General features: G+C 35.9%; 19 protein-coding genes. 8 read left to right on the top strand and 11 right to left on the bottom strand.

Features of this window, described 5'->3' with window-relative positions:
• Positions 1-37 precede the first annotated feature (37 nt).
• On the top strand, positions 38-469 hold the full coding sequence (locus ASU03_RS15335) for a class I SAM-dependent methyltransferase (protein ID WP_157465931.1): 432 nt from the start codon (positions 38-40) through the stop codon (positions 467-469).
• A 409-nt stretch (positions 470-878) separates the two neighbouring features.
• Here ASU03_RS15335 and ASU03_RS15340 read toward each other — a convergent pair whose 3' ends face one another.
• From ASU03_RS15340 to ASU03_RS15375, 8 genes are all read right to left on the bottom strand, one after another.
• Entirely contained in the window at positions 879-1,667 is a 789-nt protein-coding gene (locus ASU03_RS15340) for a transglutaminase domain-containing protein (RefSeq protein WP_057832652.1), read from the bottom strand.
• Positions 1,668-1,891: 224 nt separating this feature from the next.
• The gene (locus ASU03_RS15345) at positions 1,892-2,971 is read right to left on the bottom strand and encodes a glycosyltransferase (RefSeq protein WP_057832653.1); all 1,080 of its coding nucleotides are present in this window, start codon (positions 2,969-2,971) and stop codon (positions 1,892-1,894) included.
• Positions 2,964-4,136 carry a hypothetical protein gene (locus ASU03_RS15350; protein ID WP_057832654.1) on the bottom strand — a complete coding sequence of 391 codons (1,173 nt, stop codon included), beginning with the start codon at positions 4,134-4,136 and terminating at the stop codon, positions 2,964-2,966. The genes ASU03_RS15345 and ASU03_RS15350 overlap by 8 nt, the downstream gene beginning before the upstream one ends.
• Positions 4,120-5,973, bottom strand: a complete 1,854-nt coding sequence (gene asnB, locus ASU03_RS15355) for an asparagine synthase (glutamine-hydrolyzing) (protein WP_057832655.1) — start codon at positions 5,971-5,973, stop codon at positions 4,120-4,122. The genes ASU03_RS15350 and asnB overlap by 17 nt, the downstream gene beginning before the upstream one ends.
• Positions 5,973-7,007 (bottom strand): DUF354 domain-containing protein, encoded by a 1,035-nt coding sequence (locus tag ASU03_RS15360; protein WP_057832656.1) that lies wholly within the window; start codon positions 7,005-7,007, stop codon positions 5,973-5,975. Before ASU03_RS15360 ends, asnB begins: the two co-directional genes overlap by 1 nt.
• Positions 7,008-7,148: 141 nt before the next feature.
• On the bottom strand, positions 7,149-7,544 hold the full coding sequence (locus tag ASU03_RS15365; RefSeq protein ID WP_197411263.1) for a hypothetical protein: 396 nt from the start codon (positions 7,542-7,544) through the stop codon (positions 7,149-7,151).
• A 246-nt stretch (positions 7,545-7,790) separates the two neighbouring features.
• The gene (locus ASU03_RS15370) at positions 7,791-8,129 is read right to left on the bottom strand and encodes a transposase (RefSeq protein ID WP_331456673.1); all 339 of its coding nucleotides are present in this window, start codon (positions 8,127-8,129) and stop codon (positions 7,791-7,793) included.
• A 200-nt stretch (positions 8,130-8,329) separates the two neighbouring features.
• Positions 8,330-10,090: a sulfatase family protein gene (locus ASU03_RS15375; RefSeq protein WP_157465932.1), complete on the bottom strand. Its 1,761-nt coding sequence runs from the start codon at positions 10,088-10,090 to the stop codon at positions 8,330-8,332.
• Between the two features lie 263 nt (positions 10,091-10,353).
• On the opposite strand from ASU03_RS15375, the gene pilB reads away from it, so the two are divergent.
• The 6 genes from pilB (at position 10,354) to yacG (ending at position 16,243) form a co-directional block, all read left to right on the top strand.
• Positions 10,354-12,054, top strand: coding sequence for a type IV-A pilus assembly ATPase PilB (pilB, locus tag ASU03_RS15380; RefSeq protein WP_057832658.1), 1,701 nt, complete (start codon positions 10,354-10,356; stop codon positions 12,052-12,054).
• 114 nt (positions 12,055-12,168) lie between these two features.
• On the top strand, positions 12,169-13,425 hold the full coding sequence (locus ASU03_RS15385; protein ID WP_057832659.1) for a type II secretion system F family protein: 1,257 nt from the start codon (positions 12,169-12,171) through the stop codon (positions 13,423-13,425).
• Positions 13,426-13,591: 166 nt separating this feature from the next.
• On the top strand, positions 13,592-14,452 hold the full coding sequence (locus tag ASU03_RS15390; protein WP_057832973.1) for a prepilin peptidase: 861 nt from the start codon (positions 13,592-13,594) through the stop codon (positions 14,450-14,452).
• An 18-nt stretch (positions 14,453-14,470) separates the two neighbouring features.
• Positions 14,471-15,079, top strand: coding sequence for a dephospho-CoA kinase (coaE, locus tag ASU03_RS15395; RefSeq protein ID WP_057832660.1), 609 nt, complete (start codon positions 14,471-14,473; stop codon positions 15,077-15,079).
• A 64-nt stretch (positions 15,080-15,143) separates the two neighbouring features.
• Positions 15,144-15,896 (top strand): cell division protein ZapD, encoded by a 753-nt coding sequence (gene zapD / locus ASU03_RS15400; RefSeq protein ID WP_057832661.1) that lies wholly within the window; start codon positions 15,144-15,146, stop codon positions 15,894-15,896.
• A gap of 110 nt (positions 15,897-16,006) precedes the next feature.
• A complete protein-coding gene (gene yacG / locus ASU03_RS15405; protein WP_057832662.1) occupies positions 16,007-16,243 on the top strand; it encodes a DNA gyrase inhibitor YacG in 237 nt (78 codons plus the stop codon).
• Positions 16,244-16,253: 10 nt separating this feature from the next.
• Here yacG and mutT read toward each other — a convergent pair whose 3' ends face one another.
• The 3 genes from mutT to ASU03_RS15420 form a co-directional block, all read right to left on the bottom strand.
• The gene (gene mutT / locus ASU03_RS15410) at positions 16,254-16,682 is read right to left on the bottom strand and encodes an 8-oxo-dGTP diphosphatase MutT (RefSeq protein ID WP_057832663.1); all 429 of its coding nucleotides are present in this window, start codon (positions 16,680-16,682) and stop codon (positions 16,254-16,256) included.
• 84 nt (positions 16,683-16,766) lie between these two features.
• Complete coding sequence (gene secA / locus ASU03_RS15415; protein WP_057832664.1) at positions 16,767-19,448, bottom strand: preprotein translocase subunit SecA; 2,682 nt, start codon at positions 19,446-19,448, stop codon at positions 16,767-16,769.
• Positions 19,449-19,558: 110 nt separating this feature from the next.
• Complete coding sequence (locus ASU03_RS15420; protein ID WP_231731601.1) at positions 19,559-20,410, bottom strand: M23 family metallopeptidase; 852 nt, start codon at positions 20,408-20,410, stop codon at positions 19,559-19,561.
• Positions 20,411-20,513: 103 nt separating this feature from the next.
• On the opposite strand from ASU03_RS15420, the gene ASU03_RS15425 reads away from it, so the two are divergent.
• Positions 20,514-21,020 (top strand): DUF721 domain-containing protein, encoded by a 507-nt coding sequence (locus ASU03_RS15425; RefSeq protein ID WP_057832666.1) that lies wholly within the window; start codon positions 20,514-20,516, stop codon positions 21,018-21,020.
• Positions 21,021-21,062 lie beyond the last annotated feature (42 nt).

Genomic DNA, 21,062 nt, shown 5'->3' on the forward strand with positions numbered 1-21,062 from the left:
CAAGAAAACTGAAGATGTATTTACACAAATATACCAATTGAATAAATGGGGAGGGGTAAAAGGTGAGTTTTCTTCGGGTTCAGGCACTGAACAGAATTCAATTATTAAGCCGTATGTAAAAATGATATCTGACGTTATAAGCTATCAGAAGTTTGAAGTAACTTCATTTGTAGATCTTGGCTGTGGATACTTTAAGGTAGGTTCAAAATCACTTCCCTTTTGCTCAAGTTATATAGGTATTGATATTGTAAAGCCGCTAATATTGCACAATGAAAAAACTTTTATAAATGAAAAAGTTAATTTACAACATCTCAATATTATTGAAGATGAGTTACCAGAAGGAAATATTTGTTTCATTCGCCAAGTTTTTCAACACTTATCTAATGAGCAAATAATTAAAGTATTAGCAAAACTAAAAAAATATAACTCAATTTTTATCACGGAACATTACCCAAGTGAAAGCACGTAATAACAACTAATATAAACAAGGTTCATGGGGCAGATATAAGACTTAATAGAGGTTCTGGCGTTTATCTTAGTGCTCGACCATTTAACATCCCAGAAGATCAATTAGAATTAGTATTAGAGGTAAAAGGAGTAGGCCTAGGTAAGAGCTATAATGAGCAAGGAATTATCAGAACATATTTATATACACCGTAAATGAACTTTTAAAAGACCATTTTTGCGTGATTGATTCAATATTCCCCCGATACACAGTTAGGATTACACCCTCATACATTGAGTAATAAAACAACCTGAGACCATATTCCTTATCTAACCTCAACTCGGGATAATAAATAGCCTTCTAACAGCTATTTTTACTATTATCTTCGTTACGTTGACGTTGTATTTGCACCAAAAAGATATGACCAATAACTTTATACGTTAAGTTTTTTAGTCTTTGCTATTGCTTGGTTAAAAACATCAATAACAGAACTAATCATATAAAACAAAAACCATGATATGGTAATTATAGTTAAAGGGCTATGCTTTAAATGCAAATACATCTCTGTCGCTGTATGCCCTACCGAAACATATACAGCATACGAGTTTATTCCAAGGGGAGTAGGTATATTTTCTGGTGCTCTCGTAGCTTTCAAAATACTTGGAGTTTCTTTTATCTCGGCTATTATTTTTCTAAATGTTGCATGTTTTACTAAACTAGGTTCATTAACCATTTCTTTTAACCCTAAAACGTTCCCTTCTTCATCTTCTTGGTATATTAATATATTTGGATCAAATACATGCCCCTTACCGTTGACTACCAATTCAGTAAAGGCGTGTTCAAATGTACTACCTGAGCTTTTACCAACCCAAAAGCGATTGTATTGACTAATCCCTAGGTATCTTGAAAGAGTAATAACATTATTAGCTTGATAACCACAATTTCCAATACCTCCTTTAATAACAGAGGCTACTGAACTACCATCAAACCAGTCTGGATAACCTTCTTTCTCCCACCCTGGGTACTCTGATGTTTTAATGACATTTTGCGCTAGCCATTTTGTAAGGGCCTTTAATTGCTCTTCTAAAGTCACCTTTCCTTTTGTAGCTTCTTTGACAACACTAGCAAGATACAAGAAGTCTTTTTCATCAGAATCCAAATCAGACAGCGAAGTATAACTTAGAAGAACGACAGATAACGCAATAAAAAAATAAGTGGTCATTAACCATTAATTCACCCAAGTACTTTATTTTAACCTCTACAACTCAAAATATTAGACGATAGCTACTATAACTTAAAAAATATAACTTTTTCTAGCCGTGCGTATAACCTACTTGAAAGTCATTAAATTAGATTTCAAGTAAAACTTAATAATTTAACCAAATGTTATTTTTGACAATATATGACCAAAAGCGACATAATTTTTATAATGAATCACAAAATAATTTAATACATTGAATCAGTGATTTTTTTACTTATTAATTTTGAACATGTAATCCAATTATATTTTTGAGAAAAGTAAAAAGCTTTTTCAATAGCCACTTTATCATGTTGATAATTATTTATTAATTTAAGTAATTCATTTTCATTTTCAAAATATTTAGCATGTTCTTGGTATACTTCACGGGCAACGGGGATATCATATGAAAAAACCGCTGTATTTAACCTCATAGCTTCAATAGGAGGTAGGCCAAACCCTTCATATAAAGATGCTTGTATTAATATATCTGCCCTTTGGTATATATCTCCAATATTTTCGATATGCGGTATTTCAGAAACAGAGATATTTATAGCTAAATGTTGAAGGCTGATTCTTGTTTGTTGATCAAATTTACCTACATGTACCCAATTAATAGAGTTATTGCATGATAATAAAGCTTTAACAATTACTTGATAGTTCTTTCTCAAGCTAGCAGGTCCTACTGTCATTATTGTTAACTTGTCAGATGATTTCTTTATTTTTTTTAAATAATCACCTTGATTTTCATAATTAAATTCTGGTGTTATTACGCCATTATAAGCAACTGAAATATTTTTACGTTCAACATTTAAATATTTTATAATTTCTTGTTTAGTAAAATTTGATATTGCAAAAATGTGTTTAGCTTTTTTTATACCTGGCCTTTTAAAAAAATAACTTAATATAAATATGAGAATGTTTTTAAACTTTACTTTATATGGAAAGTCATAAATGGGCCTTAAGCTAGTCAAGTCATGCATATGCAGATAAATATTTTTACTGTCAATGTAGGGGATAACTGTAGCGTCTGCATGGTCTGCAATATATACCATGGCATTTTTTGGTATTATTTTTTTACAATAACGAGGAAAAATAAAGTACCGGTATAAAACTTCTTTAACTATTTTCCATTTCCCTTGTTCTAGAGTCGCTTTGGGTTTCAAAACAACGTCTACTACGTTCCACCCCTGTCTTTCAAAGCCCTCTTTTAAACCCTTTGATACCACTCTAGTTGAGTAAGCTTGTAAGCCTAACACTCCACTTACTAAATATATTTTCTTATTCATACTTTTGCTTTACCGATAGGGCTAAGCTCATCCAACCGTTGCACCACCTTAATAAATTAAATTTTTTGGTGAAGTATTGATTTTTTTGATAGTAAAAAAATCCTTTCTGGTTATACATATTGGTAATAGTCCAATGATAAATATTATCAACTAATTCTGAATACTCATTTTTGTGACGAGAAAATGTAATTATTCCCTGGGCTGCGCCATGGATATCATAAGGTAATTCTTTATCACTCATCCACTTAGGAGCCCCATCATTATTGAATAAATTTTTAGCATAAAAATCTAAACCTTTTCTATATTGTGGCATCCATTGGTTATTACCAGACTCTTCCATATAAAACCATAGGGCATCTAAAATAAAACCTGTGTGATAGTTGTCGTGTCTAATATGGGAATCTTCAGATGGATCAGTATAGTACCAAGCACCTTCATCGGTTTGTTGATTGACAACATAGTTAATTAACCGAAAAGCAATTTTAGATAGTTTATCAGAAGGACGGTAAATGCAATATTTAGCAATAACACACCCAATTAAAATACTTACGTCCATTACCCTCATGGTCATTTCAACAGGCATATAGGATAAACACAATTCATTTTCATCATCTTTTAAGACACTAAGATCTCTCATGAAAAAGTTAATGCATTGCTCTACGACATTGAGATATTTTTCATTTTTAGTAACTTTATATGCATGAAGAAAACTCTCACAGACAAACGCACTAACAACGGCGTTTGGCATTTTTTTATGAGCAAAAAAGCCCATATCTTGCCATGGGTAGTGATAACCCCATGCAGTGGAATTATTATTTAAATCTGATTTAACATCTAATAATAATTTAAGTAAATATTCAGCTTCAACCAAGTAAGCTTGATCTTTTGTTGTTTCATATAAGTTTAAATATGACCTAACAAATAAAGAAAGTCCTTTTGGGTTATAGGTTTTAGGGATCAACAACAACGGTCTTAAATTAATAGGGAAACGCATAACTCCTTGTATTGCAATTAACCTTGGCCATTTTGCCCACCCTAAAAAAAAATTTAAAATAGGGCTATTCAAGCCATCATGCTTATTAAACCCTCGATACTTTTCTTTTTTACAATAGGACAGAGTGTCTACTAAAATTTTATTACTAACTGACTTATTTTTGTTGTTCATTTTCAAATAACTCTACCCATATATGTGTCCCAAGCATTAAATACAAAATAAAATAATGCCACCGATATTTTTTAGAAGCTGATGTATTTACAACCTTTTTAATAAAGTTATAATTAAATAATCCTATTGAATTTACTTTATCTTCAGTTAAGTATTGATTGATTAAAGGCTTTAATTGTAAATGAAAAAATTCATGAGAAGAAACTTGAAAGCCACTTTTTTTTCTTGATAGTATTTCATTATTTAAATAATGTTTGGCTGATTTTTTTAGGAAGTACTTTTTAGTTTGGTTATGATATATCACATCTCCCCAATAGGGAGAAATTTTACGGTATAACTCTTGGTCAACAAACGGCGTTCTCACTTCAAGTCCGTAAGCCATACTTAATCTATCTTCTTGCCATAGTAGATCATTGACCATTTTATTATCCCACTCAAACTGTTGCATAGCAGCTAATGGTGGGAGTTTGTGCTGCCATTGTTCGCCTATCCAATCAAAAATATTATCTAATTTTGCATCAAGTAACCTCTCTCCGTATATTTCTCTTCTTAATTTAGGTGAGTCCCAGCAGTTTCTTAATATTCCATAGGCAATATGAGGTTTTTTATTATTATCTAACATATTAAAAAAACGAAAAGACTCAGACCAGCTAAAAGATGCTTTCTGAGTTAAAAATTTTCCAGTTTTAGCAAAAACACTTGATAACAAAGGTGGAAACTTAAGAGTTCGATCAAAAATACTATGGGCATTGTAACCACAAAAGAGTTCATCCGCCCCTAAACCAGACAATACAACCTTTTCACTTTCTGATGCAAAAGAGGCTAATAAGTCGATTTGAAGAGCATTTACTTTTGGCGTTTCAAGATGAAAAATAACTCGTTTAAGATCTTCAATAGTAACTTGCTGAGCAAGACTCTTTATATTATTTTTAACCGACAGATATTCAGCAGTTTTTTGAGCATTTACCCCTTCATTTGGATCATCACCAATATTTAAAGTGTAGGTATTCAAATTTGGATTTTTCTTCGATAAAATAGCAGATATAAATGCTGAATCTATTCCTCCACTTAAATAACTAGAAACAGGAACATCGGCAATAGAATGTAAGTTAATAGTACTTATTAGTTCTTCATCTAAATCATCTAAAACAAATGAATTAACATCATTAAGTGGTAATTTAAAAAATTTATTTCCCTTAAGTGGCGTGTACTCAAGAATTGTACCTGGCTCTAATTGATTAATACCTGAAAATAACGTTTGCTGGCCGGGTAAATACCTTAGATTCATTAACCCATGTAAGGCATTTAAATTAAGTTCAAATCCATTTTTGATCGTTAATATGGCCTTAGCTTCAGAAGAAAAGTATACACTTTTATTATTATCTACATGATAAAAAAGAGGTTTTATTCCACAGTGATCTCTCACCAAGTAAGCCTTTTTATATTCATTGTCCCATAGAGAAAAGGCAAACATTCCTCGAAGCCTTCGCCACCCCTTAATACCTTCAAAATGGTATAACCATGGTATTACTTCTGTGTCGCTATTGGTTTCTAACTTCCCTCCTTGCTTTTCTATCCAATAAACAAGCTCTTTATAGTTATATATTTCACCATTAAAACTAGTGATGTACTTTCCACCGAGTGATGACATAGGTTGCTGACCATGTTCTATATCAATAACCGCTAAACGGGCATGAGCAAAACCTATAACCTCATTAAAAAAAAATCCACTTCCATCAGGACCTCGATGTAATATTGAAAGTAACATTTTCTCAAGTTTTGATTTTCTTTGTTCCAAAGGAATTTCAACACTAAAGAAACCTGCGATACCGCACATTATTTTTTTATTCCGTATTGTTCAGCTTGCTCATAAATCAACTGGCCGACATCAACCGTTTCATCTAGTAGCTTTTTGCGGTTTTCTTTTAATTTTTCGGAGTTAATATTCATCAACCAATAAAGTCCTTCTTGGATTTTTATTTCATTAATTGTGTGGATGTTTTTAACCAAACCATATTTTTTTTCTTGCTCATCGGTATAACCTCTTCCCGTATTGGCAATATATACTGATGGGATACCAAGCACTGCGGCTTCTGAAGTCAAAGTAGCGCTTTCTCCGTATAAACCAGTACAAAAAGCTAAAACATGATGAAGCATATTAGGGTCTCCCTGATATATATACTTCTGAAACTGCTCAGGCAATAAAGCTTCACTTGATATAATGATATTACCTTTAAGACTAAGGCTACTGATAATTTGTTCTAAATGAATAATGGAAAGACCAGATTCATTTAAATCATGATTCGCTTGCCAAGAAACAATCCTAATTAAATAATTTTCCTGCTCAGGCTGTATGCCATTGTTCTGTGCAACATTTAAATCCGGAGTAAAGTATTTTGGCGATAAATAAGATAGTTCATGGTAACCATCATATTTTAAATAAGACTTAGGTAAAGAGCCGTAATAGCAACTTGGGACAATGACTTTAGTCGCAAAAGGATACGTTATTGCATTTTGTAATTTGGCATTTTCAGTATCATAAAAAACTAGTGATGGAACTCTTAATAAAAAGCCAACATGTGCAATAAAAGTCCCTCCAATTGATAACATTACATCGGGTTTAAACTTTCGGGCAACGTTCAAAAGCCTATAATCTCGCAGGACTAATTCAGAAGCGAAAGAAAGTATGTTTTTTTTAGCTGAAGTTGACAATATTTTGTGCGGAATTGAAAAGTTATCTAACAAGGAAGTGGTTACTTCTTTATTTCTACTCGTCACCATAACTTCATGCCCACTATCAATAAATTTGAAGTATGGATTTTTAAAAAAGTGAACATGTGCAGGATGGTTAATATCGATTAAAACTTTCAAGAATTAAACTTATCATGGTATAAATAATAGTTATATTAACTGCTTTTTAATATTAGATAAAGACTTTACTTAACCGTTAATATGGATTAAAAGTAAGCCATAATAGTTAATGGGGTCAGAGTGAATTGATGCTCTGTCTATCTAACCTTTACTGTGCTGATACTTAATTGACTTTCTATCTCCACCTCTTGCTTTGGGTGAAACTGACACACAAAGTTGCCTTTCTATTTTCTGCTTAAAGCTATCATCACCTAGAATCCAAGCTTTATTCACTGATGCTCTGATTAATGACGCTTCATCATCACTCAAATATTGTTTACACAATTTAAGATACGATTGTTGCCGTTTACTGGCAGAATCACCAAGCTTTAAATAACAATCATGGTCCGTGAGCAAGCTAATTGTTTTCCCTAAAGCATGTTGATGATAACTTGACCAAGGATATGATTCAGGTCGAACAACCATTTCTGCACGTACCGGGTTGAACTCAATGTACCGAGTAATACCGGTTAAAAAATAATTATCGCTATCAACCAAGCTCGACTTGTATCTATCTTCCCATAAAGTACCTGTTCGGTGATAATACCAATTTGACTAAGTTTGTTCCCACTCAGAGCTTATCAGCGGTTTGAGAACAAATTGAATTTTTTTACATTATAGTTATGTCTATATGAAAGAAATTCAGTGCGGTTATCGAATCGCTGATAAGCTCCCGAAGGGCGAGTTTAAAAGGCTTACATACTACGTTATTGATTTTGACAAGGGAATAACCATTATCTTCAATCAATGCCTTGCCTCTAAGCCTTTTAACTCTCGCTGGGTGGGAAAAAACTTAATCAAAATGGTATGAGTTTTATTTATATATCTGACATAATAACGCCCCAGTGACTGCATCATCAGGCTAACGCCATTTTCAATTCTTGGTGTTGCCCGTAAATGCACATGGTTTGTCATTAAAATAAAAGCATGGATTTCAACTTGATGCTTTAGGCTATATTCAAGAAGTTTATCAAGATACACTTGATAATTTTGGTTTTCAAAAAAGCAAGCTTGACGATTATTACCACGTTGAATCACATGTTGCGGAATACCTATTAAATTTAACCGAGGTGATCTAGCCATTTTCATCCTTAAAAATAGAAGTCGAACAATAAGATGAGTTCATAAAAACAAGTTTACAACAACCAACTAACTCTGACCCTTTTGATGAAGTTATTTCAGCCCTAATACCACGTTTTTGTAGTGCATCAGCAAGGCGAATAGTAAAACATCTGAACCAGTACCTGCTTTAACACAAGGAAACCAAACAGTGATATCAAAATTCATAGTTCAGTCTCAAGTTGAAAATAACCTATTAATTGTTCTTCTAAATATAATGAAATATTGCCGCTTACTGAACCAATTACATTATTCCTTTCTTTAGGATCAGAGAATAACTCATATAACTCATTGGCTTTTTGTGCCTTGCGGTAATAAATATATTTATATAACTTGTTATTAGTTTGATAAATAACTGAATAAACTCCCGTTCTAGAGCTATGGAAAGTTAGAGGATGGTTTTCTACCTCACTAAATAAAGATATACCTATATATTGCTTTGGAATAGGAATATCAACAAAATCTAAAATAGTAGGGGCTATATCTAATATACTTGCATATTCTTTAAGGCTTAGTCCGATAGCTTTATTAGATGCAAAAATCATAGGTACGCCTATTTCTTCTTGGTATAAGCCCGTATAATGCCCAAAATAACCATGTTCGCCTAATGCATCACCATGATCGCCATAAATAACCAAAATGTAATTCTCTAAATACCCTTTAGCTTTTAATATCGATAAGGAACGCTGAACTAAATCATCTGCTTGCAAGGTATTATTATCATATGCATTTATTGCTACTTCATCATCTAACGATGGTAGTAAATACGAGAATACATTTTTTTGACTTGGTGTGTACTTCCTATAGCGATTAAAGTGTTTACCTATAGGGTGAGACGATAAATAACGTAAAAAAAAGAAGTTTTCTTTATTCTTACTTTGCGGTAATTTATTCAATTCATTTATAATATAAAAATCATCATGTATTGAATAATCTGATTGTTGATCAGACCTTGAGAATAGGTCTATTCCACCTTGAATTATGTTATCAAACCCTCCCCAAGAAAAATTTCCAACACCAATAAAATTATTTTTATAACCATATTTTTTCAACTGGTGGTGTAATAACTCAAATTTATTTGGTAATTTATCAATAAAATTAGAGCCTAATGCCGCCACCATGCCACAAATTGATTCAGAACAAATAGAAGTGGCAACAGTAATTTTTTCAGCACCATGTTCTAACAATTTATCGATATAAGGGGTGGTATTACGATAATAACCATAAGCTGACATATGATCAGAACGCATGGCATCAAGGTGAATATAAATAATGTTAGGTCTAATTTTCTTATCATTTTTTTTTATTGGAATTAAAATTTTTGGCGTATATAAATGATGTATTCCGGTACTATTTAGAACCAAATTGGTAATAAACTCTCCTTCCCATATTTTTGGATCTTTAGGATCAAATGATATAAATACATTTAACATAACAACAAAAGAAAATATATAATAAACCTTAAAATCCCCCCATGATGGTTTAGCTTCTGAAAATACAACATGGCGATTATAAAACTTAAAAAACAAACAAAAAACACTTATTGCTACAATTAAGACTAAAAGTAATGCAAATGGAATGTCTTCTAGTAAGCTATTTATTTGGCAGAGGTAAAGCCAAATAAATGAGAATGTTACTGTGCTGCCCCAATAATTAAGTGCTAGAGTATTTAATATATATAACCAAAAGATAAAGAAACTAACTAAAGAAAATAGCAGGATTTTAACTAAGGGTGCATTAATCAACACTGTTTGACAAAAAACATAAGTTAAAAAATACAATGAAAACAAAATACTCAGGTGTAGAAAAATCAAGATAAAAGGCAGTTCATTAAACAGGATTATAATTGACATAACCAATGCTGTGAATGCTAAATGAATACCTAAAAATGGAATGAATTGATGTTTTGATGAGGTGTAAGTCACGATAAATACCGAGGAAAACTAATAGCTGAATAATACAATTCCATAAATATACCATGAGAGTAATAGGCAACACTATAGCCATATAATAAAAAGGAAATGTATCTTTCTGTTATGCAGATCCCACTATAGTGGCAAGATATACAACTCTGGAGTCAAATGACTGTCCGCTATTCATAAATCTCTTTGTTCTTTTATATAATTATAAGTTACACTAAAATACTAACTACTAATTCTGTATTTCCAAGAGGTTATCTGCAAACGTTATGAAAGGAAGCCACCAGCAAGCCAGTGTTTTATCGGCACTATCCAAGCAGAACCTTATTCCTCTAGAGTCAATTGATGACATTACCGCTGATTTTGTCGGAAAAAGTAAGCCTTTTATTCGTTTTTTAATCGAAAATAAAAACCTTGATGGTAAAAGTATTGCCAAAGTGCTGTCTAAAAGCTTTGGCTACCCACAAATTCAACTATCAAACTTTGATACCACTTTAGTACCCGATGGTGTTCGTAATGAAAAGCTCATTACCAAGCACAACGCCTTGCCGCTATTTCTACGTGGTAAAGTGCTATTTGTTGCTATGTCAGATCCCACTAATCTAGATGCGCTAGAAGAAATTCAATTTAATACTGGCTACAACACTGAGTTAGTCTTATGTGAAGATACTAGCTTACAAGCCTGTATTGAGAAAGTTTTAGAAGATGAAAGTGATGCCCTAGATATCAAGGATATTGATTCCGAAGAGCTAGCGGGTATAGATGTCGCAGAAGCAAAAAAAGAAGAAGATAAAGCGAATAGCGAAGATGACGCTCCTATTGTGGTTTTTATTAACAAGATTTTACTCGATGCCATTAAAAAAGGCGCTTCTGATTTACATTTCGAACCCTATGAAAAATCATTTCGTATTCGCTTTCGTATTGATGGCATATTGTCTGAGATAGCTAAACCGCCTGTAGCTCTAGCGTCAAGAATGGCGGCGCGCTTAAAAGTCATGTCAAAATTAGATATCGCTGAGCGACGGGTGCCACAAGATGGCCGGATAAAATTAGCCTTATCAAAGAAAAAATCTATCGATTTTCGTGTTAGTACCCTACCCACTATGTGGGGCGAAAAAATTGTAATGCGTATCCTAGACTCATCAAGTGCCATGCTTGGTATCGATATGCTTGGTTATGAGCCTGAACAGAAAAAAATATACATGGAAGCATTAGAGCAGCCACAAGGCATGATATTAGTTACCGGGCCAACAGGCTCAGGTAAGACAGTATCCTTGTATACCGGATTAAATATTCTCAACACTGAAGAACGTAATATATCTACCGCTGAAGATCCGGTTGAAATTAACCTTGAAGGTATTAACCAGGTACAAATTAATAATCGTGCCGGTCTAACCTTTCCCATCGCCCTGCGCTCTTTTTTACGACAAGACCCCGATGTTATTATGGTGGGTGAAATACGAGACCTTGAAACCGCTGAGATTTCCATCAAAGCCGCACAGACTGGTCACTTAGTACTATCAACGCTACATACTAACTCTGCGGCAGAAACGCTAACCCGTTTATTAAATATGGGTGTGCCGGCTTATAATGTTGCCAGCTCTGTTTCAATCATAATAGCCCAGCGATTAGCGCGTAGATTATGCCCTCAGTGTAAGGAAGAGGAGCCTCTTTCGGAGATGCTATTAGCCGAAGAAGGATTTCCTGCTGATAAACTTAGCGAGATAAAATTATTTAAAGCGGTAGGTTGCAGCCACTGCACTGGCGGTTATAAAGGCCGCGTAGGAATTTATGAAGTGATAAAGATTAGTCCAATCATAGCGACTATTATTATGGAAGGGGGTAACTCTCTCGATATCGCTAAACAATGTCAAAAAGAAGGCTACAACAACCTACGTCAATCAGGGTTAATTAAAGCCATGAATGGCATGACCAGTTTAGAAGAAATTAACCGCGTGACTAGCTCTTAAGCTAAAATTCGGTTAACTTAATTAGATTAAATAAGATAACTTACTCAATAAATATCACTTTATTTACCTCCTAAAAGAATAATAAGTAGAGTAACTCATGGATCAAGGTTAACTATGGCTATTACATCAAATAGAAAATCTACTAGAACTCAAAAAAAAGTAAAAAAACAAGAAGTTTATATTTGGCATGGCGTCAACCGTAAAGGTAAAAAAATAACGGGTGAATTAACGGCTAATAATGTCATTGAACTAAAGTTACAGTTACGTAAACAAGGCATAACACCAAGTCGGGTCAAGAAAAAACCTAAACCTTTATTCGGCATGGGGGGGGATAAAGCAATAACCCCGATGGATATTGCCCTTATTACTCGCCAAATAGCAACCATGTTAGGCGCTGGTGTGCCTCTAGTGCAAACCATCCAAATGATTGGCAAGGGACACAACAATGGTAAGGTGCGTACCTTGCTAGCGGATATTGAGGTGAAATTATCTTCAGGCATCCCATTATCGGACTGTTTACGTGATCATCCGCTTTTTTTCGACGATCTTTATTGTGACCTTGTTGCCTCTGGTGAACAATCTGGATCTTTAGAAACTATCTATGGTCGTATAGCAACCTATAAAGAAAAAGCAGAAGCATTAAAAAGTAAAATTAAAAAAGCCATGACTTATCCTATTGCCGTGTTAGTAATAGCTGCCATTGTAACGTCAATTTTACTTATTTTTGTTGTACCGGTATTTCAGGAGATATTTGCTGGTTTTGGTGCTGAATTACCAGGATTTACGCTATTTGTCATTGCTATTTCCGAGTTTATGCAGGCCTATTGGTATTTTGGCTTGGCCGGTCTTTACCTGGCATTGTTCTTATTTAAACGCGCGCACAGAAATAGCCAAAAGCTCCGTGATAGTGTCGATAAAAACATTCTAAAACTGCCTGTTATTGGTGATTTGTTAGAAAAAGCCGCCGTTGCCCGCTATGCTCGCACCCTATCAACCACTTTTGCCGCCGGTGTGCCACTAGTTGATGCGCTTGAATCGGCTGCAGGAGCTTCCGGTAATGCGGTATTTCGTGATGCGATTCTCGAAGTCCGAGCTGAAGTTACCTCTGGCATGCAAATGAACTTAGCCATGCGTAACTGTAAAATATTCCCCGATATGGTTATTCAAATGGTTGCCATAGGTGAAGAGTCAGGTGCTGTTGATGATATGCTTGAAAAAGTAGCCAATCTTTACGAGCAACAAGTTGATGATGCTGTCGATAGTTTAACCGCTCTATTAGAGCCAATGATCATGGCAGTACTCGGTGTCGTTATTGGTGGTTTAATCATAGCCATGTACTTACCAATATTTGAAATTGGCAAGATTGTTTAGATTCAGTATCAGTATCAGTATCAGGGGGAGTCGTAGTCATACGGCTCCATTGCTGCTAGCCTCTCTACTTTTCTCATCGATTTTAGCTGAAATCTCTTAACTTTATATGTAGGTAACCCCTTTGTTAGACAATATCTTTTCCTTCTTTGATCATTTATTAATATCAATGCAGCAATCTGCCACTTTGTTTTATTTCACTGTTGGTTTAATTTCACTAGCCATCGGCAGCTTTTTAAATGTGGTGATTTACCGCACGCCAAAAATGATGGAATATACTTGGTATCATGACTGCCGAGAGTTTTTAGCCGATGAAGTGAAAAATATTAAAGCTAAAAACCTTACCGCGATGACCTTATCCAAGCCTAATTCTAGCTGTCCAAGTTGCGGCCATAATATCCGCTTTTATGAAAATATTCCGGTGCTAAGCTGGCTTATGCTTAAAGGGAAATGTAGTCAATGTGCCAATACAATTTCTGCACGCTATCCCCTAGTTGAAATATCAACAATGCTGTTAAGCCTTATTGTTGCTCAACATTTTGGCGTTACCAGTGAAACCTTTTTTGCTTTGATACTTACCTGGGGCCTAATAACATTAACCATGATAGATTTTGATCATATGTTATTGCCTGATCAAATTACCCTACCGCTATTATGGCTGGGTTTATTGATAAATATCAATGGTACATTCGCGCCGTTAACCGATGCAGTAATTGGCGCTGCGATTGGTTATATGAGCTTATTTTCTGTCTTTTGGATTTTTAAGTTACTTACCGGCAAAGAGGGCATGGGCTTTGGCGACTTTAAGTTATTTGCCGTTTTTGGTGCTTGGCTAGGTTGGCAATTATTGCCTCTGCTTATTTTGATGGCATCCGTGGTTGGAGCTATTGTTGGCATTACCCTAATATTATTCAAAAACCATCAAAGGGAACAGGGTATTCCTTTTGGCCCTTATTTAGCCATAGCGGGTTGGCTCACTTTATTATGGGGTGATGGTATTTGGTCGTGGTACTTACAACTACTACACTAACTTATAAGTTTATTTAACATGTCAGAGCTCATTATTGGCCTTACCGGTGGTATTGGCAGTGGTAAATCCACTATAACTCATTATTTTCAAGAATTAGGCATTGAGATCATTGATGCTGATATCATTGCCCGAGAAATGGTCGCCCTTAACAGTCCCGCATTGAAGGCCATTGCTCAACATTTTGGTGATAACTACCTACAAGTAGATGGTCAGCTGAATAGGCGGTTATTGCGCAGTAGGATCTTTGCCAATGAAGCAGATAAATGTTGGCTGAATAAGCTATTGCATCCTTTAATACGAACTAGCCTGATCAACAAAACTGCCGCCGCAAAGAGCTCATATTGTATTTTAGTTGCGCCCTTGCTGATTGAAAATAATTTACTGGCGCTGGTAAACCGAATTTTAGTGCTTGATGTCAGTGAAGCGACTCAAGTAGCACGAACCATGCTTAGAGATAACAGCTCAGTAGCCGAAGTTAAGGCAATTTTAGCGAGTCAGACTAATCGTGCAAAAAGACTTGCCGTTGCTGATGATGTTATTAAGAACGACGACGTTAGCCTAACAGAGATCAAAAAAATCGTGTTATCACTTGATAAAAAATATTTAGCCTTGACAACAATGCTTTAAAAATCGACAATGAAATAATCCTTTCTTTATTTACATCTCAGGTTAACTGATTACAAAACGCTGTATGTCTACCGTCTTATATGAACATCCGCTCAATGAGCGCATTCGAAATTATCTAAAACTTGAGCATCTCTTCGCTCAGGCCTATTCATGTATCAATCATACACTCACTATGGTTAACAGCCATCAAGCATTCTTTAATGCCTTGTTTTCGATTATTGATACTTTAGAGCGAAATGACGTCCGTGGTGATTTAATTAAAGACTTAGAAAAACTAGAGCAAAATTTAGTAATATGGTCAAAAGCTCCAGAGGTAGATAGCAGTGCACTCGACAAGAATTTAGCAGAAACCGTTAAATTAGTCGCTAAACTCAGGAGCCCTAACCCAACCTGGATGCAATTAAAAGAAGATAAATTACTAACCTCTTTAAAGCAGCGCTTTGCCATACAAGGTGGTAGTTTTAGTTTTGATTTACCGCAATTACATTTTTGGCTGCACCAAGATGAAAAAACAATAAAACTAGAAGCTCAACAATGGCTTAGCTTATTAAGTGATATCTCATCTGCTATTGCTATAGTGCTTAAATTTATTCGTCTGCGGGCTGAATTTGAAACTATCGAAGTTGATAGTGGCTTTTATCAAGATAATGGTGAAGGACTGGTATTATTAAGGATCAAGTTAGCCCTAGATGCCAAATATTATCCGACAATTAGTGGTAACAAATTCCGCTATTCCATTCGTTTTATGCTGCCCTGCCAACACACTGGCCGTAGATACGCCAATCAAGCAACAAATTTTCAATTAGCGCGCTGTTAACCGAGCATTTTTGCTACGGCTGATAGCTTTTATAGCCATTACTCTTAATAGCATCTGCTAAGCTTTAGTGTATAATTAACAGTATATATAGTTTTAGATGATATTTGCCCATGACCTTAAAAGTTTCCTGCCCTCAATGCCAAAAAACTGTTATCTGGCAAGCAAGTAGTGAGTTTAGACCTTTTTGCTGTAAACGCTGTCAACTTCTTGATTTAGGTGAGTGGGCAGATGAAAGCCATAAAATTAGCGTGCCTATCCCGGTTGACTCCGCCATCTCTCAAGAAATGCTTGATGCCATGGAAGACGACATTTTACTTAATAATAATTTTTTTGTAGAACCCGAGTAAGTCAAATTGACTAGTGGGTTTGCGCTAAAAGCTCGCTAATAATGGCTTTGTTCGCTGCGGGAAATTCAAGTAACTGTAATGCTGGTAGTGAAAACCAGCCCTGACCTTGTCCTTCTTGTGCACTTGGCTCACCGATAAAATTATCGACAATAAAAACCTCCAAGCAAACACTTTTATCTGCTGCTCCGCCTTTACTTCGGTAGGTATGCTCAACCTTAATCAATAGTTGACAAGATAACACCTCAATGGCCACTTCCTCTTTAAGCTCTCTAGCGAGGGTTTGTGCGATAGTTTCACCATTTTCCACCTTACCACCTGGGAACTCCCACTTCCCGCCTTGATGAGCCTGCTCTAAGCGCTTGGTTAAGAAATACAGTGTTCCATTTTCCTTAGAGCTCTTGGTAATAACGCCTACGGCGACATGCACAACTTTATTCATTACTTCACTTCTCTTTATGACCGGATAGATATAATAAAAATGCCAGTCATTTGACTGGCATTAATTAATATCTAGGCTATTTAATTAAGCTAATTTGCCATGACATTGCTTATATTTCTTACCTGAGCCACATGGACATGGCTCATTACGACCTACGCGAGGTACTTGCTCTGGTCGACCTGGGCTTGATGCCGCTTTATGTTGAAAGTCCATGGCTATTTCTTCTGACTTTCTATGTTGCTCTTCAACCGCTTCAACATCTGACTCAGCACGAATTTGTACTTTAGACAAGATGCCGACAACGTCATACTTCAAGTTATCGAGCATTTCAGTAAACAACTGAAATGATTCACGTTTAAACTCTTGCTTAGGATTTTTTTGCGCGTGGGCACGTAAACCAATGCCTTGGCGAAGGTGATCCATAGCGGATAAATGTTCCTTCCAATGAGAATCTAAGCTCTGTAACATCACTGCTTTTTCAAACTGACGTAAAACATCTGCACCAACAGCAGCTTCTTTATCTTTATAACCTTGCTCAAAGGCAGTAATAATTTTTTCGCGTAATGTTTCTTCATGAAGATTGTCATCTTCTTTAAGCCATTTTGCGATGGGTAATTCGGTGGCAAACTCACCTTTTAATTGCTCTTCAAGCGCCTGAATATTCCACATTTCGTCTAATGATTGTGGTGGGATATGCTGCTCAATAACACCAACAATGACATCATTGCGAATGGCACTCACTACATCACCAATCTCTTCATTATCCAGTAACTCATTACGTTGCTCATAGATAACACCACGTTGATCATTGGCAACATCATCATATTCCAGTAACTGTTTACGCATATCAAAGTTACGACCTTCAACTTTACGCTGAGCATTTTCAATACTACGGGTCACCCAAGGATGTTCAATCGCTTCACCATGTTCCATGCCTAATTTTCGCATCATATTAGAAATACGTTCTGAGGCAAATATCCGCATCAATGAATCTTCCATTGATAGGTAAAAACGTGTGGAGCCTTGATCACCTTGTCGTCCTGAACGACCACGAAGCTGATTATCAATTCGTCTTGATTCATGACGTTCAGTCGCCACTATATGTAAACCACCGAGCTCAAGTACTCTGTCATGGTCAATTTGCCACTGCGCTTTCACTTTGGCAAGCTCATCTTCACTCGGGTTAGTTAACTTAGCGATTATGGCCTCTAAATTACCACCTAGAACGATATCGGTACCACGACCAGCCATATTGGTAGCAATAGTAACCGCGCCCTCTTTACCTGCATCGGCGACGATTTCAGCTTCTTGCTGATGGAACTTAGCATTCAGTACCTTGTGCTTAATTTTTTCTTTCTTCAAGAAATCAGAAAGGAACTCTGAAGTCTCAATGGCAATAGTACCAACAAGTACCGGTTGGCCTCGTTTCACGCAATCTTTAATATCCGCTAAAATTGCTTCAAACTTTTCATCTTTTGTTAAGTAAATCAAATCAGCCATATCATTACGAATCATCGGTTGATTAGTAGGGATAATAACCGTCTCTAGACCATAAATATGATTGAACTCGAACGCTTCAGTATCGGCCGTACCTGTCATACCTGACAGTTTTTGGTAAATTCTGAAGTAGTTTTGAAAGGTAATAGAAGCAAGTGTCTGGTTTTCATTTTGAATATTAACACCTTCTTTTGCTTCGATCGCTTGATGAAGACCTTCAGACCAACGACGACCATCCATCGTACGGCCAGTGTGTTCATCAACAATCACTATTTCGTCATCTTTTAAGATATAATCGACATCTTTTTGAAAGAGCTTATGGGCACGAAGCGCCGCCATAACATGGTGTAATAAGGTGATATTAGCGGCTGAAAATAAAGTATCTCCGGCAGTTAATAGCTCTTTTTCCACCATGATCTCTTCGATATGAATTTGACCACGTTCAGTTAAATAAACTTGTTTAGCTTTTTCATCAATGGTGTAATCACCCGTGCTTTCTTCACCTTCTTTATCTTCTTCGTCTTGTTGCACTAATGTGGGTACAACCGTATTGATAATTTTATACAGTGCTGAGCTATCTTCTGCCTGACCAGAAATAATCAGTGGCGTTCTGGCTTCATCAATTAGGATTGAATCGACTTCATCAATAATGGCAAAATGTAGTGGTTTTTGTGCGCGTTCTAGCGACGAAAACACCATATTGTCACGTAAATAGTCAAAACCAAATTCGTTATTGGTACCGTAAGTGATATCTGATTGATATGCAGCTTGTTTATCCTCAGTTGTCATACCAGCAACATTACAACCGACGGTTAAACCAAGAAACTCAAATAACGGACGACACCAATCAGCATCACGGGTAGCTAGGTAATCATTGACGGTAATGACATGCACACCTTTGTTGGTTAGCGCGTTAAGATATGATGGTAAGGTTGCTGTTAACGTTTTACCTTCACCGGTACGCATTTCAGCAATTTTCCCGTCATTAAGCACCATACCGCCAATCATTTGCACATCGAAATGGCGCATACCAAAGACTCGTTTACTGGCTTCACGAACGACAGCAAAAGCTTCTGGCAATAATTGCGCTATCGATTCGCCTTGAGCGCAGCGCTCTTTAAATTCAGTGGTTTTTGCTTTTAATTCTTCATCACTTAATACTTCTAAAACAGGTTCAAGCGCATTTATTTTATCGACTTCTTTGCTCATTTGTTTTAGCAATCTATCATTTCGACTACCAAATATTTTTGTTAACAAATTTCCAAACATCTTATTTAAACCATTTATTGAGAATTATCAGTGACTATACCTATTACCTTGGTACTGGGTATATCTGCCACCTTTAGTGAATTTATTATGATAACCGACGTTTTATCCGGCTACTTCCCTTTGCGATAAACAAATTTAATTGGATTAATTTGTTTATTATTTCGTAATATTTCATAGTGAACATGCGGCCCAGTAGAACGGCCTGAACTGCCCATACGTGCAATTTTTTGCCCTTTATTAACGACATCACCGACATTTACTAGTATATCTTTGTTATGACCATAACGAGTAGCTAAGCCATCACCATGATTGATTTCAATCAATTGTCCATAGCCATAACGCTTGCTTGCCCACGTTACAACCCCCGATGCCGTGGCAATAATGGCGGTATTTTCTTTACCGGCAAAATCGACACCTTTATGCATGGTTGGTTTACCATTAAAGGGATCTTTGCGCACGCCATAATACGAGGATAACCAACCTTTAGTAATTGGTCGTCCTGACAAATATGCATTATTTTGTATATGGTGACCAAAAGTTAAAGATTCAAGCATTTGTAATTGTTTTTCTTCGTAATTTATCTTACTTTCAAAACCTTCTATATCAATAAAGAGCTGTTCAAGGGTTTTATTATTTACTGGATAAGCCTCTGAAAATGGTCCGCCACTGACGGGTAGTTGGCTGAAGTTAAACTCATTAGCGGGAATATTAGCATCATCTGCCAAGCGATCACCCAGGGCATTTAAACGTAACACCTGACTTTGTAATTCAGCAAGCTTCATGGTTAAGGCGGTAATTTGTTGCTCTGTTATTAGTGTTGGTACAGAATTAACATGCGCTACTACACGGTATTGCTCGCCATTGGGCTGCCATTTATTACTGGCAATGAGGTGAACAATTAACCCTGAAATTAAGGCAAACGCGCACAATGCTGACAACCAATGCAATTTAGTAAGTCGCATTGAAAATCTGACGTTTTTTCCTCGGTATAGTAGTGTTAAACTCATAGGACTCTATTTGATTAATTTATTCAGTATGCTTAGACACTGAATTTTGGTAGTTACAATGGCTAGAAAATCTAAAAAACCTATTAATATGTCAGCGCTATTGCAAACAACGACAGGCACTTTGGCACATATTCAAACAAAAACCAACTCTTTGACCATCTTGGCGGACATTGTACGGCAAATTTGCCCTGATTTACCAGTAGATGCTTGGCATATTGCCAATTACCACCAAGATACCCTTATCATTGAAGTGAAGTCACCTGTGTGGGGGCAAAGGTTACAGTTTGAACGTAATAACATATGTAACGCCTTGAAGACTAACACTGAGGGTAATTTTCACCAGATAGAGATTAAAGTGAACCCGCAAGGCTTTCGTCAACAGCGCCATGAAGTCACAGAGAAAATACGGGCAGAACTTGAGCAATCTGCGCCAGTGACAACGGAGCAAACTAATACCGTAGTAAATGAAAAAACGGCTAAGCAATTTTTAGCAATTGCCAAAAACGCCCCTAAAGGCTTGAAAGAAAAGCTGGAAAAATTAGCACGGGTAGCAGGAAAAAGATAAGCACCGTGAAGTATGAAACGAAAGGAGCACTGCGCTAAGTGC

This window comes from Colwellia sp. TT2012 (assembly GCF_001440345.1).
Lineage (GTDB): Bacteria > Pseudomonadota > Gammaproteobacteria > Enterobacterales > Alteromonadaceae > Colwellia.

Excerpts from the sequence above, each read along its gene's own strand:
- ASU03_RS15340 (WP_057832652.1), bottom strand. The coding sequence starts at position 1,667 with ATGACCACTTATTTTTTTATTGCGTTATCTGTCGTTCTTCTAAGTTAT.
- pilB (WP_057832658.1), top strand. The coding sequence starts at position 10,354 with ATGAAAGGAAGCCACCAGCAAGCCAGTGTTTTATCGGCACTATCCAAG.
- ASU03_RS15425 (WP_057832666.1), top strand. The coding sequence starts at position 20,514 with ATGGCTAGAAAATCTAAAAAACCTATTAATATGTCAGCGCTATTGCAA.
- secA (WP_057832664.1), bottom strand. The coding sequence starts at position 19,448 with ATGTTTGGAAATTTGTTAACAAAAATATTTGGTAGTCGAAATGATAGA.
- zapD (WP_057832661.1), top strand. The coding sequence starts at position 15,144 with ATGTCTACCGTCTTATATGAACATCCGCTCAATGAGCGCATTCGAAAT.
- yacG (WP_057832662.1), top strand. The coding sequence starts at position 16,007 with ATGACCTTAAAAGTTTCCTGCCCTCAATGCCAAAAAACTGTTATCTGG.
- ASU03_RS15345 (WP_057832653.1), bottom strand. The coding sequence starts at position 2,971 with ATGAATAAGAAAATATATTTAGTAAGTGGAGTGTTAGGCTTACAAGCT.
- ASU03_RS15350 (WP_057832654.1), bottom strand. The coding sequence starts at position 4,136 with ATGAACAACAAAAATAAGTCAGTTAGTAATAAAATTTTAGTAGACACT.
- ASU03_RS15420 (WP_231731601.1), bottom strand. The coding sequence starts at position 20,410 with ATGCGACTTACTAAATTGCATTGGTTGTCAGCATTGTGCGCGTTTGCC.
- ASU03_RS15370 (WP_331456673.1), bottom strand. The coding sequence starts at position 8,129 with ATGGCTAGATCACCTCGGTTAAATTTAATAGGTATTCCGCAACATGTG.
- ASU03_RS15390 (WP_057832973.1), top strand. The coding sequence starts at position 13,592 with ATGCAGCAATCTGCCACTTTGTTTTATTTCACTGTTGGTTTAATTTCA.
- coaE (WP_057832660.1), top strand. The coding sequence starts at position 14,471 with ATGTCAGAGCTCATTATTGGCCTTACCGGTGGTATTGGCAGTGGTAAA.
- ASU03_RS15385 (WP_057832659.1), top strand. The coding sequence starts at position 12,169 with ATGGCTATTACATCAAATAGAAAATCTACTAGAACTCAAAAAAAAGTA.
- asnB (WP_057832655.1), bottom strand. The coding sequence starts at position 5,973 with ATGTGCGGTATCGCAGGTTTCTTTAGTGTTGAAATTCCTTTGGAACAA.
- mutT (WP_057832663.1), bottom strand. The coding sequence starts at position 16,682 with ATGAATAAAGTTGTGCATGTCGCCGTAGGCGTTATTACCAAGAGCTCT.